Source organism: Kitasatospora sp. NPDC087314 (assembly GCF_044744365.1).
Taxonomy (GTDB): domain Bacteria; phylum Actinomycetota; class Actinomycetes; order Streptomycetales; family Streptomycetaceae; genus Kitasatospora.
Map to the genome: position 1 here is coordinate 168,621 of NZ_JBIUYE010000003.1, position 15,008 is coordinate 183,628.

Below are 15,008 nucleotides of genomic sequence, written 5' to 3' on the forward strand. Positions count from 1 at the left end.
GACGGTATTCAGGCGGTACCGCCCCGGTGTGGCAGTGGGGCTTGTCTCACAATTCGCGTCACATCAGCGCGCGGCGGGAACTGTGAGACAGGCCCTGGACCGCGATCAGCCCTGCTGGGCCGACTTGCGGCGGCGCAGCACCACGAGGGTGCCGACACCGGCCAGCAGCACGGCGCCGCCGGCGGCGGCGATGGCGGTCGTGTCGTCACCGCCACCGGTCTGGGCCAGGGCCTTGTCGCCGCTGTCGGCGGCGGCCTTGGCCTTGGCCACCACGGCCGGGGTGAGCGGCGGGGTGGGGAGGGTCGGGACGGTCACCGGGAAGTCGATCGGGCCGGCCGTGTCGCCGTTGCCGTCGCCCGGGGCCGGAGCGGTGGTCGAGGCGGAGGCGGAGGCGGACGGCGCGCCGGTGGCCGGGGTGGTCGCCGGGGCCGAGGTCGACGGCGTGGTCGGCTCGGTGCTCGGGGTGGTGGTGGCCGTCGCGGTGGCGGTGGCGGTGGCCGTCGGCGAGGTGCTCGCGCTGGGCGAGGTGCTCGCGGTCGGCGAGTGGGTGGCCGTGGGCGAGGTGGAGGCCGTCGGCGAGTGGCTGGCCGTGGGCGAGGTGCTCGCGGTCGGGCTGGGCTTGCCGGTGTGGGTCGGGCTGACGGTCGGGCTCGGCTTGCCGCCACCGCCGGCCTTGATCACGAAGCCCGCGCCGCGGACGCCGTCGCAGCTGAGGCGGCCCTGGTCGACCGGCTCATGGGTGTCGTCGTCGAGCTCGGCGGAGAACACCACCGGGACGACGCCCGCCCGGCCGAGCGGTGCCTCCGAGGTGAAGGAGACCCGGACCTTGATCGAGAAGCTCTTGCCGCGGTTCACGACGAGCAGGTCGTCGCCGGTGGGGTTGCCGTCCGGACCGAGGGCGCCGAGCAGGGTGAGGACGGACTTGTCCTTGTCCTCGCTGCCGTCGGGGGCGACCGAGCCGGCCTGCCACTGGCCGCCCGGCAGCTGGTACTGGACCTTGAGGTCCTTCGCCCTGAGCGAGTCGGCCTTGTTCTTGAACTTCAGCAGCGGCAGGAAGATGAAGTCGTGCTTCGTCGAGTTGTCGATCTCGAAGGTGAAGTCGCGGGCGTCGCCGCCGGCGATGAAGGTGCCGGGCACCCCGTTCACCGAGAGGTCGAGGCTCTGGTGGGAGCCCTTCCCGGCCTGCTGGGCGGCGGCGGACGGAGCGCCGGTGGTGCCGACGGCCATGGCGCCCTGGGCGCCGGACAGCACGAGCGAGGACGTGAGCGCGGCGGCGCCGGCAAGGGCAAGACTGCGACGTATGGACAAGGGAGACCTCACGGAAGAGTCCGGGCGAGGCCCGGGGCGCGGTGGGGCGGCCGTGGACGCCGTGAACCCCCGCGAAGCTTGAAAGTCCGACGGAGATTACCGAAAGATCCGGCCACTCCGGAAGGCGGGTGTCACACGACGGTCCGCTCATGGGACATGGGTGCCCGAATCGCCCAACTCCGTCCGTCGATAAGGCTTTTGCTCTTTACCGAAAGATGACCGGAGGGTGACGGGTACACGCCCGGACGGCCGTATCGCACGGCCCGGTGTGGCTGGAAGCGATCGGTCGTGTGAACGTCCGGCGAACGCCCTGCGGTCGACCGCCTGAACGTCCCGCGCACGCCGGTCGGAGTGTTCTCGTGCGCAGACCGCGAAGAAGCGCGCGCTCAGTCCGTGAAGAAGGACTTGGCGGCGATCAGCGCCCGCTCGTCGCGCAGCACGTCGCCCGGGCGGGTGCCGTTGCCGAGCAGCGCGCCGCCCCACCGCATCCCCAGGTACTCGGCCGTCAGCCGGAGCGTACCGATCAGCGGCTCGGCCTTGTCGTCCTCGGTGGCGAGGGCGGTGACACCCCAGATCGTGCCGCCGCGCATCCGGGCGCGGAAGTCCGCCCCGGGCAGCCGGAGCCAGGCCGACCAGTGGTCGAGGTAGAGCTTCGCGCTGGTCGGCAGCGAGTACCAGTACAGCGGTGCGACGAAGACCAGGTCGGTGGCCGCCAACGTGGCGTCCAGCAGCGTCCGTTCGTGACCGACCGGCTCGGGGTAGCGGCCGTCCCCGGTGTGTCGCAGATCCTCGAAGGGCGGCAGCGGGTGCTCGCTCAGCCGCAGCCAGCGCTGCTGTGCCCCGGCCGGCAGGCTCGCCGCGGCGGCCAGCCGGGCGAGCTGCTCGGAGTTGCCGTCGGCACGCGAACTGGCGTTGAGGAACAGGAAGCTGCGCGGCGCGTCGGCGCCGGCATGCTGGTCGGCCATCCGTACTCCCCCGGTCTGGTGGTGCGATCGGAGGTGCGAGCACGCCTTGCGCCCCGGTTATTCCGGGCCGGGGCCCCGGAGTCCGCTGGGGCCGGACAGGCCTAGTCGGACAGGCCCTAGTCGGGCAGGCCGGCCCGGCGGCGGGCGACGGCCGCGACGGCCGCCCAGTCCTTGTCGGCGTCGCCGTGGGCCAGCGCGTCCAGGAAGGCGTCCCGCAGGATGCCGCCGAACGGCAGCGGGACGTTCCGCGCGGCCCCGGCCTCCAGGGCCAGGCCGACGTCCTTGAGGCCCAGCGGCAGCCTGAACCCGGCCGGCTCGTAGCGGCGTTCGGCGACCATCGCGCCGTACCCGGAGTAGACCGGCCCGGGGAACAGCGTGCCGGCGAGCATCTCGACCAGGTCGGTCGGCCGGACACCGTGGGCCTCGGCCAGGCTGCACGCCTCCGCCATCGACTCGATCGCGCAGGCCAGCAGGAAGTTGGTGCTGATCTTGGCGGTGTTGGCCTGCCGCGGGCTCGCACCGAAGTGCCAGGTGCGCTCCCCCATCGCGGCGAACAGCGGCTCCGCCCGGGCCAGCAGCTCCGGCGCGCCCGCGGCCAGGATGTTCAACCGGCCGGCCGCCGCGACCGGGGGCCGGCCGAGCACGGGTGCGGCCAGGTAGCCGATGCCGTGCTCGGCGTACACCGCCTCGGCGCGCTCGGCGAGCCCGACCGAGACGCTGGCCATGTTGACGTGCAGGGTCGCGGCGGCGCCGGAGAGCAGGGCGGGGTCGAGCAGCAGCCGCTCGACCGCCTCGTCGTTGGCGAGCATGGAGACCACCGTGTCGGCGGCGAACACCTCGGCGAGCGTGCCGGCCGCCTCGGCGCCCTGGGCCGCCATGACGGCCACCGGCTCGGGCGAGCGGTTCCAGACCCGGACGGTGTGGCCGGCCCGCAGCAGGCTGCCGGCCATGCCCTGCCCCATCGCACCCAGCCCCACGAAGCCGACCGTCGTCCCGGTCATCCCACACTCCCGTCGCCGTCACCGCATCCGCGGCCGACTGTACGTCAGGTGCGGGCGGGCCGCCTTCACGCGCAGGCGCGCTCCGGCAGGCGGACGCGGCCGCGCTCCAGTTCGATGACCACCCGGTGGCGCAGCAGCTCGTACTGGGCCTGGAGCCGGCCGGGGCGGGCCGGGCGGGCCACCGGACGACCGGGGCTGACCAGTTCGTCCGGCCCGAACTGCTCGCGGGTGAGGTCGATCTCGAAGCCGGTGGCGAAGCGGTTCCACCAGTGCAGGTCCGTCCGGATCCCGCCGACGTGCACCTCGCCCATCATCAGCTCGCCGCCGAGCAGGTCGTGCACCACCATCGCCGTCACCCCGCACTGGCCGCGGGCGGGATTGTCGGGACGCCAGTGGGCCAGATCCTCGGGCGCACAGGTGTCGACACCCCAGGAGGAGCGGATCGCACGTTCGATGTCGTTGAGGGTCCACGCCGTCATAGCGGGAAGCCTGCCATGCACCACTGACAGCAGCACCGGCTTTTCAGAGGGCCACTCCGTGTTCTGCGGAGACCTTCTCGATCTTCACCCGAACGAGCAGTTCCCCCGGCACGCCGTTCCGGGCCCCGTACTGCCCCGCGAGGTCCTCGCCCATGTACCGGGCGGCGATCCGGGTGGCCCAGGCGCGCACCTCGGCCAGGTCCTCGCTCAGGCGGGCGGTGCCCTGCAGGAGGACGTACGAGAAGGGCGGCCGGTCGTCGTCCACGCAGAACATCACCCGGCCGTCGCGGGCCAGGTTGCGGCCCTTGACGGTGGCGGCGCCCGTGTTGAAGACGAGCTCGTCGCCGTCCAGCAGGAACCAGATCGGCGCGACGTGCGGGCGGCCGTCGGCTCGGGTGGTGGCGAGCTTGGCGGTGCGGGTGCCCTCGGTGAGGAACGCCCGCCACTGGTCATCGGTCATCGTCGGCATGACGCCCATCCTGGCCCGCCGGTCCGCCCCGCGCATCGGGGACGGACCGACCGGCCGGGGGTCACTTCGCCAGCGCGGCGACGCCCGCCTGCGCGAACTGCTCGTCCAGGTCGCCGCTGGGCGCGCCCGCGACACCGATCGCCGCGACCGGGGCGCCCTTGGACTGCACCGGGGCGCCGCCGGCCAGGAACAGCGTGCCCGGGATGTCCTTGAGGGTCGGGGCCTGGGCCAGCCGCTTGGTCAGCTCCGAGGTCGGCGCGTTCCAGGAGACCGCCGTGAACGCCTTGCGCTGGGCCGACTCCGGGGACTGCGGGCCCGCGCCGTCGCCCTTGAGCAGCACCCGGGTGACGCCGTCCCGGTCGACGACCGCGACCGAGACGTGCTGGCCCGCCTTGGCCGCCGCGTCCAGGGTGGCCTGGGCCGCGCGGGTGGCGGCGTCAATGGTCAGGCCGGTGCTCTGGGCGAGGTTCTTGTTCTGGGTGTCGACCTTCACCGCGGCGGGCGCGGCCGGGGTCTCGGAGGTCTCGGCGCTGGCCGAGACGGCGCCCACGGTGGCGGCGAGCGCGGCGGCGGCGAGGGTGCCCGTCAGCACCCGGGTGCGCACGGAGATCTTCTTCATGGTCCAGCTCCTCAGCGGGTCGGCGAACGGGATCGGGGACGCCGGGCGGCAGGGGGGTCCGTCCGGCTCTGCCTCGATCCTCCGGCCGCGACCGGCCCGGCCACATCGACGCTCCGGCGCGACCGCGCGGGCATGATGGAGGACACCGGCGTCAACCGATCGGCTGATGCGGGACCGGGCCGGACGGGTCACCATCGAGGGATCGGTGCAGGTCAGTGCGCCGAGCGTCCGTCCCGGCACCGACCGTCCGTCCAGGCACCGGGCGCCCGCCCGGAGCCCGAGCGCCCGTCCAGCCAGGAGCCACCCGTGCAGCAGTCCCGCCCCGCCGCCGGCCGCGACAGCGAGCCTGGTGGTGACGGCCCGGACGCGGGCCGGCTGGCGCTGCTGCTCGACTCCGCCTTCCTGCTGCTGCTCGCCGCCGCGCTCAGCCGCTACCTCTCCCACCACGCCGGCAACCCCTGGACCCCCTGGGTGATCGGGCTGAGCGCCGCGCTGGCCGTCGCCCAGCCGGCCGGCTCCTGGCTCGCGCACCGCCACCCGCCCGGGCCCGGGCGCGATGGTCGGGCCCCGCGTCGGCGCCGGTGGCCGCTGGCGGTGGTGGTCGCGCTCTGGGTGGTGCTGGTGCTGCTCGCGCCGAGCTTCGCCTGGTGCGCCGTCCCGCTGGTCTACACGGCGCTGCGCACGCTCCCCGCCCGGGCCGCGATCCCGCTGGTGGCGGCCCTGACGCTGCTGGTGGTGGTCGCCGAGATCCGGCTCCCCGGCGGGGCGGACGCCACCCTCGTCCTGCTGCCGCCCGCGGTGGCCGCGCTCGCCACCGGCGTGTTCCTGTTCATGGCGCGGCAGGACGCCCGGCAGCGCGCCCTGATCACCGACCTGGTCCGCACCCGGCGCGAACTCGCCGCCACCGAGCGGCGGGAGGGCACCCTCGCGGAGCGCGAGCGGCTGGCCATGGAGATCCACGACACCCTGGCACAGGGACTGTCCAGCCAGCAGATGCTGTTGCAGGCCGCCGAACGCACTTGGGACACCGAACCGGCGACCGCGCGCACCCACGTCCGGACCGCCGCTGACGTGGCGGCCCGCAACCTGGCCGAGGCCCGCCGCTTCGTCCACGACCTCGCGCCGGCCGAACTGGCCGACGGCCGTCCGCTCGACCGGGCGCTGGCCGCGCTCGCCGAGCGGGAGGCCGCCGAGAGCGGACTGCCCGTCCGCTTCCACCTGGACGGCACGCCCGTCCCGCTGCCCGCCGCCGCGCAGTCCGCGCTGCTGCGGATCGCCCAGGGCGCGCTGGCCAACGTCCGGGAGCACGCCGGGGCGTCGGCCGCGGCGATCACGCTGTCCTTCCTCGGCGACCAGGCCGTCCTGGACGTCGCCGACGACGGACGGGGTTTCGACCCGCGGGCGGTCGGGGCGGCCGGCGGCCGCGGGTACGGGCTGCCGGCGATGCGCGCCCGGCTGCGGCAGTTCGGTGGCACGCTGACCGTGGAGAGCACCCCCGGCGAAGGCACCGTCGTCTCCGCCGCGATCCCCCTGGAGCACCAGTGAGCGAACGAAGCCAACTCGTCCTCGGCAGGCGGGCGGTGGACCCTTCCCGCCGCCCGGTGGCGGCGCTGTCGGCCGACGGCCGCCGTGGCGGCGGGCGCGGCGAAGCGAGCGGGCGCGGCGGGGTGGGCGCATGAGCACCGCCGGCTCCCCCGTCCGGCTGCTGGTCTGCGACGACCACGCGGTGGTCCGCGCCGGGCTGCTGGCGCTGCTCGCCAGCGCGGGCGACATCGTGGTGGTCGGCGAGGCGAGCACCGGCGAGGAGGCGGTCGCGCTGGCCGCCCGGCTGGCCCCGCAGGTGGTGCTGATGGACCTCCAACTCGGCGACGGCATCGACGGCGTGGAGGCCACCCGCCGGATCACCGCCACCGCGGACGGCCCGCACGTGCTGGTGCTCACCACCTACGACACTGACGCCGACATCACCCGGGCGATCGCCGCGGGCGCCACCGGCTACCTGCTGAAGGCCGAGCAGCCGGAGGAGTTGTTCGCCGCCGTGCACGCCGCCGCGCGGGGCCGCACGGTGCTCTCGCCGCCGGTCGCCTCCCGGGTGATGGCGCAGATGCGGGCGCCCGCGCCGCAGCTCACCGAGCGCGAGCAGGACATCCTCGCGCAGCTGGCGCAGGGGCTGGGCAACCGGGAGATCGCCCGGGCACTGTTCATCAGCGAGGCCACCGTGAAGACCCATCTGGGCCGGATCTACGACAAGTTGGGGGTGGACACCCGGGCCGGCGCGGTGGCGGTGGCCAAGGAACGCCGGCTGCTGCGCTGACGGCACCTCACCTTCGGCCGCGTCACCGGCCGCCCCGTGCCCCGCGACCCGCGACCCGCCCGAGCCGGCCCGACCACCCGCCGACGAGCCGCTCGACCGCCGACCGGCCCGCCGGCTGCGCTCAGCGCTCGCGCGGTGTCACTGCGTGCTGCCATGATGATCGGAGTGTCGGATTCCACCGCCGCCCATGTCGAGCGCGCGGCCCGTACGGTCGCCCGGTGTGCGGGTCGCCGTACGGTCGGCGAGTGCCCAGCGGTGCTCAATCCGCTGGTCCGACGCCTTCTGGGACCTTCCGGACCGACCGTCACGTTTGTGGATTTTTCGTGGATCCCGCTATTGACAAACCAACCACGCGGTTTGTTAGCGTGATACCAACGACGTCCCCGGGGGTGGGGGCTCGCCGGGGCCTGTGCGGACCGCTCTCGCCGGAGGGTGCTGCCAGGGGGGAACGGCGAGGCTGCCGGGGAGTCGGGGGGAGCGGCAACGCCGAAGCCGCGCGACGAGGCGGTGCGGAGCGAGTCCGGGGGGACTCGCTCCGCGCCTCCCCTTCCCCCTCCCCTTTCCAACCTTCACCCCGGGTCGGCCCTGGCCCGGCCCGGACCGGCTAGACCATCGCGCTCCAGTACGGGCAGCACACGTGCGGCAGCGGCGCGGGGCCGCGACCGCCGGCGCCCTGCAGCGGCGGCAGCCGCTCCGAACGGGCCACTCCGGGCGAGTCGGCGGTCAGCCCGGCCTCGCCCAACTCGCCGAAGCGCAGCGCCAGTCGATAGCCGTCCAGGGTGACGGCGGCGACTCCGGGGCGGTCCTGGCAGGCGTTCAGCGAGGTGATCGTCCAGCCGCGCTGCCGCCAGTGCCGCTCCACCGCGTCCACCAGCGCCCTCCGGCGGACCGCCGAGACGATGGTGAGGATGTCCCGCCCCCGGGTGACGTACCAGAGCACGTCCGAATCCGGCCCCGGCAACGGCAGCCGCGCACCCGCCCCGGGTGCCGCCCCCTGCCAGACCGGCGCCGGCCGGACGGCGTCCAGGGTGTCCTGGAGAAGCGTCTCGCAGCGCTCGGCGGCGTCGAGTTGATCGACCGCCACCGCGGGGCCGGGCCACCGGGCGGGCGGCACGACCGGCACACCGCCTCGGCCTCCGTTCGGGAGTCCGACGTTGAGTTCGGCACCACCTGGCTGCACTGGGCCCCTCCGCGCTTCTCCCGGCGTTCAGGCCGGGCAGGGATTCCGTCACTGCTTGGACGGCGGACACGGATGGACAGTTCCGCCCCTCACCGTTCCCACACCCTCCCCCGCGCCCCTCTGGTGCGCCCCTCGCGCCCCCCTTAATTGCACTACACGGTGCAGTTGAATCACCGATCTGCACCGTGTAGTTTACTTCTCGTCGACGGGAACCGCCCGCCGACCACCCGACCAGCCGGAAAGGCCCCACACGCATGCCCACCATCACCGTCGGCACCGCCCGCATCCCCTACCGCGTCGTCGGCGACGGCCCCGACACCCTCGTCCTGGTCCACGGCACCGGCCCCGGCTCCGCCATGTGGGACGGCCTGCTGGACGCCTTCACCGACCGCTACACGGTGCTGCTGCCCGACCTGTCCGGCAGCGAGGCCGCCGAGGACGACGGCGCCGTGCTCACCCTGGAAACCCTCGCCGCCCAGGTCAACGCCGTCATCGACGCCGCCGGCCGCGGCCCCGCCGACATCCTCGGCTTCTCGCTCGGCGCCGTCGTCGCCACCGCGGCCGCCGCCCTGCGCCCCGACCAGGTCCGCCGCCTGATCGCCGCCGCCGGCTGGATCGGCGCCGAACAGGACGAGTACCTGCGCCTCTCCATGGCCACCTGGCTGTCGCTCGCCGACCACCCCGCCGCCTTCGGCGGCTACGCCACCCTCACCGCGTTCAGCCGCGGCTTCCTCAACCGGATCGGCCGCGAGGCCGTCGAGGCCAACGCCGCCTACATGCAGCCGACCCCCGGCACCCTGCGGCACATCGCCCTCGACCTCAGCCTGGACCTCGCCCCGCTGCTCCCCCGCGTCCAGGCCCCCACCCTGGTGATCGGCTGCACCCAGGACGCCACCATCCCGGTGGAGAACACCCGCCGCCTGCACGCCGCCCTGCCCGGCAGCGAGTACGCCGAGTTCGACACCGGCCACATCGTGATCGCCGAGGAGACCGCGAATTTCACCAGGACCGTCCGGGACTTCCTCGCCGCCGCCTGAACGCCGGCCCGCGACCACCGCCTGGCGAGCACTGTCGCATGCGCACCGCCGCATGAGCACTGCCATGAGCACTTCCGGCGAGCACCGCCACCCGGGCCGCGTGGAGCACACGGCGACCCCGGCGGCAAGTCCCGGCCCAGAAAGGCCGATTACCGCGCATTGTGATCGATATCCATTTGACTGGACGTCAGTTTCAGGGGTGAGACTGCCATGTTCGCTTCACCGCCGTTCCGGCAAGGCAGCCGCGATCCGTCGCGGCAAGGAGACACGACCATGCGCATACTCTTCACCGGCCCGGCCGCGGCCGGCCACCTGTTCCCGATGGTGCCCACCGCCCAGGCCCTGCACGCCGCGGGCCACGAGGTCCTGTTCGCCGGCTCGCGACCGCTGGACTCGCTGCTGCCCGCCGGGTTCCCGGTCGTCGAGATCGGCGACGGCCGCGAACTGCGCGACCTCTTCGCCGAGTCCAGCGACCGGCCGATGAGCTACGGCGGCAACGGCATGTCCCAGGACGAACTCCTCGGCATGGCCGGCCGCGCCTTCTCCTACGCCGCCCGGCCGACCGTGGACGGCCTGCTGGACGTCGCCGCCGACTGGGGCGCCGACCTCCTCGTGCACGCCGCGTTCCAGGCCGCGGCCCCGCTGGTGGCGGCCAAGCTCAAGATCCCCCTGGTGCTCCAGAACTACGGCATCCCGACCGGGCGCGACATGGTCGAGCTTCTCGCCACCAACTTCGCCGACGTCTACGAGAAGTACGGCGTGGCCGGCCCGGCCCCGTCCACCGCGCTCAACGTCGGCCCGATCGGCGGCGACCCGGACGGCCTGCGTGCCCGCTACATCCCGTACAACGGCGGTGGCCTCGTCCCCGCCGAGATCCTGCGCCCGACCGACCGCCCCCGGGTCCTGATCACCCTGGGCACCGTGGTCTCCGTCCTCGACGGTGTCAGCGCCGTGGCCCGCCTCGTCGAATCCGCCGCCGAGGTCGACGCCGAGTTCCTGCTCGCCGTCGGCGACGCGGACCTCGCCCCGCTCGGCACCCTCCCGGCCAACGTGCGCCCCCTGCCCTGGGTCCCGCTCGCCGAACTCGTGCTGCGCACGAACGCCGTCATCCACCACGGCGGCGCGGGCACCACCCTCACCGCCCTCCAGGCCGGCCTGCCCCAACTGCTGCTTCCCCAGGGCGCCGACAACTACATCGTCGCCGACGCACTCACCGCCGCCGGCACCGCCCTGCGCTCCACCTCCGACACCGTCGACACCGCCACCCTGAACCGTCTCCTCACCGACCCCGACCTGCACGCCGCCGCCCGCTCCGTCCAGGCCGCCAACACCGCCCTCCCGACCCCGGCCGCCCTCGTCCCCGCCCTCGAAGCCCTCGCCACCTCCTGACTCCCGCCCCACCCCGAGGAAGCCGCAGGCCGCCAACCTGCGGCTTTCCGCACACCCTCTGACCTCGCGTGGATTCTGCTCAACTCCCCCGCAGCGCCTCGGCCCTCGGCCCGACTCACAGCTCCGTGGGCCTTCGTCCGGACGAGGTACAGCCGAGGTTCCTCGCCTCACCGCGATACGTTGACACTTCCGGCTTCAAGATCGGACACGGCGGCCAGGAACGGTGCGCGCCAGCTGAGGTGCTGGCCGAGCAGGGTGCCGCCCGGCACCCCGAGCACGGTGGCGGTGCTGAGGCCGGTGAACATCAGCGCGATCGCGCCACGAACTCCGTGGTGCCGATGGCGAAGGCCGCCAGCGCGAGCGCGTACAGCACGGCAGGCATCAACCGGTGACGCCGAGCTGGCTCATCAGGGTCTGGTTGTCCTCGATGTGCCAGTCCTCGATGATCTTGTCAGTGCCGACGTGCTGGATGTCGATGGCGTTGAAGTCGACCGTCTGGCCCTTGCCCTGGATGCCGTCGAAGGTGCCGGTGAAGTGGCCGCGGAAGACCAGCCGGGCGGTGATCTTGTCGCCGGTGACCAGTACGTCGGACAGCTCGCAGGTCAGGTCCGGCACGGCGGCGCGGAAGTTCTTCGAGGCGAAGACCGGGCCGGCGGGACCCTGCGGGCGGCCGGTGGGCAGCGTGTTGTCCTTGAACTGCGGGCTGACGGCGGCGTCCAGGTACTTCTGCTGCCCGGTGTTCCAGAAGGTGTAGAGCTGCTGGGCCAGGTGGACCTCCTGGACTGCTCGGCGCTCGCCGATGGAGTGGTCGACGGTCAGCGCCTTGGGCTGGACCAGGTCGGGCGAGCGGTCGATCAGGCGCTGCGGCCAGGCATGCGACGAGCGGGTGCCGTCGTCGTGGGCGGAGGCGATCGCGACGGTGCCGCCGGCCAGGCCGGCGGCCGAGGCAACGACCGCGACGGCGCGGATCAGGGTACGGGAACGCATGAAAGTACTCCTAGAAGGAATGAGGTGATGACGCGTCAGAGCTGCTGCAGGGCGCCGCCGCCGACGGCCCACTCCGCGCCGGTAATCTGGCGGGCGAGCAGCCGTACCGTGGCCACGCCGATCCCCGCGGAGGCTCCGGTGACGAGGAAGACCTTGCCGCGCAGGTGAGGATCCATCAGTTCGCCTCCCGTCAGGCGAGCCGGCCGCCGCCGTCGACGTGCAGCACGGTGCCGGTGACGTAGGGGTTGTCGATGGCGTAAAGGACGGCCTTGATCAGGTCGTCCGGGGTGCCCACCCGACGTGCCGGGTTGCGCTCGGCGATGGTGCGCAGGAAGGCCTCCTTGTCGGCGCCGAGCCCGTCCCACGAGCCGGTGTCGACGATGCCCGGGGAGACGGCGTTGACCCGCACCGGGGCGATCTCCACCGCGAGCGCCTGGACCAGGAAGGCCAACGCGCCGTTGGTGGTGGCCATCACCGTGCGCGCGGGGGCCGGGCGCCAGGCGGCCACGCCGGAGAAGAAGGTGAACGAGCCGCCCTCGCGCACCTGGCCGGCCAGGTGCTTGGCGAGAAGCAGCGGGCCGACCACCTTGGCCGCGAAAGCCCGCTGGATGTCGGCGAGTTCGAGGTCGGCCAGCGGACCGTTGGCGGGCATCGCGGCGGTCGACACCAGGTGGCCGAAGCGGCCGACCCGCTTGGCGAGGGAGGCGATCGAAGCCTCGTCGGCCAGGTCGACCGGGACCACCTCGGCCGGGCCGGCCAGCTCGCCGGCGGTCCATTCGAGCTTGCGCGGGTCAGGGCCGGCGAGTACCAGGTCGGCGCCGGCCGCCGAGGCGGCCTGGGCCAGCAGGCGACCGGTGCGCGAACCGGCACCGACGACGACCAGGCGTTGCCCGGTGAGATCAGCAGAGGTTGTCATGGCGAACTCCCAGGGAGAGGTGGTGGGCTTGTCCAGACCCTCTCCCGGCACTGACTGATGAGTCCAAGGCTTGTTTTCTCTCGTTACGATAAAATCTGTTCATGGCAACGCTGAGGCAGCTCGAATACCTGGTCACGGTGGTCGACACCGGCTCCTTCACACAGGCGGCCGAGCTGCTGCACGTGACGCAGCCGGCCCTGTCCCACCAGATCCGGGCATTGGAGAGCTCACTAGGCGGTCCGCTGCTGGAGCGTCTGCCGCGCGCAATCAGGCCCACCCCGATGGGCCGCGCGGTCCTGCCGCACGCCCGAGCCGCGCTCGCCGAGAGCGAGCGCCTGCACGCCGCGGCGCGGCGGGCGGCCGGGCTGGAGGGCGGCGAACTGGAGGTCGCCACTGTCTACTCGGTCAGCCTGGGCATCCTGCCGCCCGTCCTGCGAGCCTGGCGCCGACAGCACCCGGGCGTGCGGATCCGGCTACGCGAATTCGCGCACGCCGACCACCTGCAGGCCGAGATGGCAGCAGGCCAGGCCGACCTCGCCATCGGCCCGTCCCCGGCAGGCTGGGAGGGGCCGATCCGCGACCTGGGCATCGAGGAGTTCGTCATCGTGCTGCCGAGCGACGACCTGCTCGCGGGCGAACCGCCGGGGCCGCTGGCGCTGGCCGCGTTGGCCGATCACGCCTGGGTACGCTACGCCCCCGGCAACGGGCTCGCCGACCTGCTCGACCAGGCCTGCCGCCAGGCAGGCTTCACCCCCATAACCGCCGTCCACGCCGAGCAGACCTCGGCCGCGCCGCTGCTCGCCGCCGCCGGACTCGGACCGGCCCTGGTCCCGGCCAACATCGTCCCGTTGGACTTCGACGGCCTGCTGCGACTGCCGGACCCGCCGGTCCGCCGCACCCTCACCGCCTACACCCGCACCCGGCCGGACCCGCTGACCACCACGTTCGCGGACCTGCTCGCCCGTCAGGCCTGCGTCGTCCCCGCCCACATCCAGGCGCTCGCCGCAGCCCAGAACTCCGCTCCGTAACGCCGGCGCAGCGCCGTGGAGGTTGCGGGGCCCCCACCCCCTTGGGCTCGGGGGCGTGCGACGGCAGGCAACGATGTGCTCGGCCAGTAGGACCTGTTCTTCGGTGTCATTGTCGGCCGGTGGCAGCCCTCGTACAGCTGCACCGGGTCAGTCCGGCCGAACGGGCGCCCTGGCGCGGCGCCAGCTCGCCGACCACACCCTCGCTGCGCGCCCGATGGCCCACCAGCACTGCACCGCCAGCGCCAGCTCGCCGCCAAGCTCGACGGCAGCGTTGGCACCGAAGTCGCCCACATCATGGCGGCAACCCCACAGCAGGACAAACTCGGCGAACTACGCGGCCGTGAACACTGATACGACCCGGTCCCCTTCGGTGACTGCGGGGCTCAAGATCGGTCTGGGCAAATGTAAAGCCGCAGGCCTCTGGCCTGCGGCTTTACCGTGGAGCGGGCGACGAGAATCGAACTCGCGCTCTAAGCTTGGGAATCTTTGGGCCTTCGGGCCCAAAAGCGCTCCTGACCTGCACCGATACCGGCATAACCAGCTCTTCGGACAGCCAACGCAGACCGCCGCTGTCCGCCGTTCTCCACCCGTTCTGGCACAGATCTGGCACGCACCGGAGATCGTCCGGGCGAAGGTCGGCACCCGGCTCTCCCCGCCGCACTTCGATGGTGCCACGACCTGCGAGAGCATCTGCCAGTTGGACGGCCCCGGCTGGGCAAGGACGACAAGGAGGCCGAAGGCTCCAGGACACGGCACCTACCTCAGGTATCCCGTGAACACTTGCTCGTCTTTCCTGATCACCTGGCCGCCCCGGGCTCGGATGCCCATGGCGCGAGGGTGCCCCTGGTGTGCGAGCACCTCGACCACCTTGGCCACCGCAGTCTCCACGGTCTCGTGCTCCCAGACCCGCACGGGGAACCACCCCAACCGGATGAGGTGCGCGTCGGTGTCCTCGTCTCGACGGACGTTGTGCTGGAGCTTGTTCCACCACCACTCCGCGTTGTGCTTCGGCATGTGCACGTGCTCGGGGCACGCGTGCCAGAAGCACCCCTGTACGAACACCGCAGTCCGCCAGCGCACGAACGTGATGTCCGCACGACGCCGCCGTTTGTTCGGAATGGGAAGGTTCACCCGGTACCGGAATCCCAACGAGTGCAGCGCGCCTCGCAGCGCGAGTTCGGGCCGGGTGTTCACGCTTCGCTGCGCCATCATCACGCGACGGGCATTTGCGTCCCGCGGCGGTGGTACGCCCGCCCGGCTGCCTGTGTCTCCCATGAGCTGACCAACCGCGATCCAGAGTCATGGTCACTCCGGAT

Annotated in this window: 17 protein-coding genes; 5 read left to right on the plus strand and 12 right to left on the minus strand. The window is 73.1% G+C overall.

From position 1 onward, the window contains the following. Positions 1-105 precede the first annotated feature (105 nt). The 6 genes from ACIO5E_RS07290 to ACIO5E_RS07315 all read right to left on the minus strand — a co-directional run bounded on the left by ACIO5E_RS07290 (position 106) and on the right by ACIO5E_RS07315 (position 4,841). A complete protein-coding gene (locus ACIO5E_RS07290) occupies positions 106-1,308 on the minus strand; it encodes an LPXTG cell wall anchor domain-containing protein (protein WP_400664711.1) in 1,203 nt (400 codons plus the stop codon). 386 nt (positions 1,309-1,694) lie between these two features. Beyond that, on the minus strand, positions 1,695-2,273 hold the full coding sequence (locus ACIO5E_RS07295; RefSeq protein ID WP_400664713.1) for an NAD(P)H-dependent oxidoreductase: 579 nt from the start codon (positions 2,271-2,273) through the stop codon (positions 1,695-1,697). Positions 2,274-2,389: 116 nt separating this feature from the next. Then, the gene (locus tag ACIO5E_RS07300) at positions 2,390-3,274 is read right to left on the minus strand and encodes an NAD(P)-dependent oxidoreductase (RefSeq protein ID WP_400664714.1); all 885 of its coding nucleotides are present in this window, start codon (positions 3,272-3,274) and stop codon (positions 2,390-2,392) included. 65 nt (positions 3,275-3,339) lie between these two features. Beyond that, positions 3,340-3,753, minus strand: coding sequence for a hypothetical protein (locus tag ACIO5E_RS07305; protein ID WP_400664716.1), 414 nt, complete (start codon positions 3,751-3,753; stop codon positions 3,340-3,342). Positions 3,754-3,796: 43 nt separating this feature from the next. After that, positions 3,797-4,213: a PPOX class F420-dependent oxidoreductase gene (locus ACIO5E_RS07310; RefSeq protein WP_400665342.1), complete on the minus strand. Its 417-nt coding sequence runs from the start codon at positions 4,211-4,213 to the stop codon at positions 3,797-3,799. Positions 4,214-4,283: 70 nt separating this feature from the next. Continuing rightward, complete coding sequence (locus tag ACIO5E_RS07315) at positions 4,284-4,841, minus strand: heme-binding protein (protein ID WP_400664718.1); 558 nt, start codon at positions 4,839-4,841, stop codon at positions 4,284-4,286. 132 nt (positions 4,842-4,973) lie between these two features. Between ACIO5E_RS07315 and ACIO5E_RS07320 the strand changes: the two genes are divergently transcribed. Both ACIO5E_RS07320 and ACIO5E_RS07325 read left to right on the plus strand, forming a co-directional pair. After that, the gene (locus ACIO5E_RS07320; RefSeq protein WP_400664719.1) at positions 4,974-6,386 is read left to right on the plus strand and encodes a sensor histidine kinase; all 1,413 of its coding nucleotides are present in this window, start codon (positions 4,974-4,976) and stop codon (positions 6,384-6,386) included. Between the two features lie 130 nt (positions 6,387-6,516). Further along, positions 6,517-7,155, plus strand: a complete 639-nt coding sequence (locus ACIO5E_RS07325; protein WP_400664720.1) for a response regulator — start codon at positions 6,517-6,519, stop codon at positions 7,153-7,155. 604 nt (positions 7,156-7,759) lie between these two features. On the opposite strand, the gene ACIO5E_RS07330 is transcribed toward ACIO5E_RS07325, so the two are convergent. After that, complete coding sequence (locus ACIO5E_RS07330; protein WP_400664722.1) at positions 7,760-8,278, minus strand: hypothetical protein; 519 nt, start codon at positions 8,276-8,278, stop codon at positions 7,760-7,762. A 311-nt stretch (positions 8,279-8,589) separates the two neighbouring features. On the opposite strand from ACIO5E_RS07330, the gene ACIO5E_RS07335 reads away from it, so the two are divergent. Both ACIO5E_RS07335 and ACIO5E_RS07340 read left to right on the plus strand, forming a co-directional pair. Then, positions 8,590-9,372 (plus strand): alpha/beta fold hydrolase, encoded by a 783-nt coding sequence (locus ACIO5E_RS07335; protein WP_400664724.1) that lies wholly within the window; start codon positions 8,590-8,592, stop codon positions 9,370-9,372. 273 nt (positions 9,373-9,645) lie between these two features. Further along, the gene (locus tag ACIO5E_RS07340; protein ID WP_400664726.1) at positions 9,646-10,761 is read left to right on the plus strand and encodes a glycosyltransferase; all 1,116 of its coding nucleotides are present in this window, start codon (positions 9,646-9,648) and stop codon (positions 10,759-10,761) included. 167 nt (positions 10,762-10,928) lie between these two features. Here ACIO5E_RS07340 and ACIO5E_RS07345 read toward each other — a convergent pair whose 3' ends face one another. The 4 genes from ACIO5E_RS07345 to ACIO5E_RS07360 form a co-directional block, all read right to left on the minus strand. Then, positions 10,929-11,066 (minus strand): hypothetical protein, encoded by a 138-nt coding sequence (locus ACIO5E_RS07345; protein ID WP_400664728.1) that lies wholly within the window; start codon positions 11,064-11,066, stop codon positions 10,929-10,931. Positions 11,067-11,142: 76 nt separating this feature from the next. Continuing rightward, complete coding sequence (locus ACIO5E_RS07350; protein ID WP_400664729.1) at positions 11,143-11,748, minus strand: ester cyclase; 606 nt, start codon at positions 11,746-11,748, stop codon at positions 11,143-11,145. 35 nt (positions 11,749-11,783) lie between these two features. Further along, positions 11,784-11,924, minus strand: a complete 141-nt coding sequence (locus ACIO5E_RS07355) for a hypothetical protein (RefSeq protein WP_400664731.1) — start codon at positions 11,922-11,924, stop codon at positions 11,784-11,786. A 14-nt stretch (positions 11,925-11,938) separates the two neighbouring features. Next, positions 11,939-12,664 (minus strand): SDR family oxidoreductase, encoded by a 726-nt coding sequence (locus tag ACIO5E_RS07360; RefSeq protein ID WP_400664733.1) that lies wholly within the window; start codon positions 12,662-12,664, stop codon positions 11,939-11,941. Positions 12,665-12,765: 101 nt separating this feature from the next. Here ACIO5E_RS07360 and ACIO5E_RS07365 point away from each other — a divergent pair, with 101 nt between their 5' ends. Further along, a complete protein-coding gene (locus ACIO5E_RS07365) occupies positions 12,766-13,692 on the plus strand; it encodes a LysR substrate-binding domain-containing protein (protein ID WP_400664734.1) in 927 nt (308 codons plus the stop codon). A gap of 756 nt (positions 13,693-14,448) precedes the next feature. Here the strand turns inward: ACIO5E_RS07365 and ACIO5E_RS07370 are convergent. After that, positions 14,449-14,967, minus strand: coding sequence for a very short patch repair endonuclease (locus ACIO5E_RS07370; protein ID WP_400664736.1), 519 nt, complete (start codon positions 14,965-14,967; stop codon positions 14,449-14,451). Positions 14,968-15,008 lie beyond the last annotated feature (41 nt).

Bases quoted from the DNA above. Each gene is read 5' to 3' on its own strand.
- ACIO5E_RS07295 (WP_400664713.1), bottom strand. From the start codon at position 2,273: ATGGCCGACCAGCATGCCGGCGCCGACGCGCCGCGCAGCTTCCTGTTC.
- ACIO5E_RS07300 (WP_400664714.1), bottom strand. From the start codon at position 3,274: ATGACCGGGACGACGGTCGGCTTCGTGGGGCTGGGTGCGATGGGGCAG.
- ACIO5E_RS07305 (WP_400664716.1), bottom strand. From the start codon at position 3,753: ATGACGGCGTGGACCCTCAACGACATCGAACGTGCGATCCGCTCCTCC.
- ACIO5E_RS07310 (WP_400665342.1), bottom strand. From the start codon at position 4,213: ATGACCGATGACCAGTGGCGGGCGTTCCTCACCGAGGGCACCCGCACC.
- ACIO5E_RS07315 (WP_400664718.1), bottom strand. From the start codon at position 4,841: ATGAAGAAGATCTCCGTGCGCACCCGGGTGCTGACGGGCACCCTCGCC.
- ACIO5E_RS07320 (WP_400664719.1), top strand. From the start codon at position 4,974: ATGATGGAGGACACCGGCGTCAACCGATCGGCTGATGCGGGACCGGGC.
- ACIO5E_RS07325 (WP_400664720.1), top strand. From the start codon at position 6,517: ATGAGCACCGCCGGCTCCCCCGTCCGGCTGCTGGTCTGCGACGACCAC.
- ACIO5E_RS07335 (WP_400664724.1), top strand. From the start codon at position 8,590: ATGCCCACCATCACCGTCGGCACCGCCCGCATCCCCTACCGCGTCGTC.
- ACIO5E_RS07340 (WP_400664726.1), top strand. From the start codon at position 9,646: ATGCGCATACTCTTCACCGGCCCGGCCGCGGCCGGCCACCTGTTCCCG.
- ACIO5E_RS07345 (WP_400664728.1), bottom strand. From the start codon at position 11,066: ATGTTCACCGGCCTCAGCACCGCCACCGTGCTCGGGGTGCCGGGCGGC.
- ACIO5E_RS07350 (WP_400664729.1), bottom strand. From the start codon at position 11,748: ATGCGTTCCCGTACCCTGATCCGCGCCGTCGCGGTCGTTGCCTCGGCC.
- ACIO5E_RS07355 (WP_400664731.1), bottom strand. From the start codon at position 11,924: ATGGATCCTCACCTGCGCGGCAAGGTCTTCCTCGTCACCGGAGCCTCC.
- ACIO5E_RS07360 (WP_400664733.1), bottom strand. From the start codon at position 12,664: ATGACAACCTCTGCTGATCTCACCGGGCAACGCCTGGTCGTCGTCGGT.
- ACIO5E_RS07365 (WP_400664734.1), top strand. From the start codon at position 12,766: ATGGCAACGCTGAGGCAGCTCGAATACCTGGTCACGGTGGTCGACACC.
- ACIO5E_RS07370 (WP_400664736.1), bottom strand. From the start codon at position 14,967: ATGGGAGACACAGGCAGCCGGGCGGGCGTACCACCGCCGCGGGACGCA.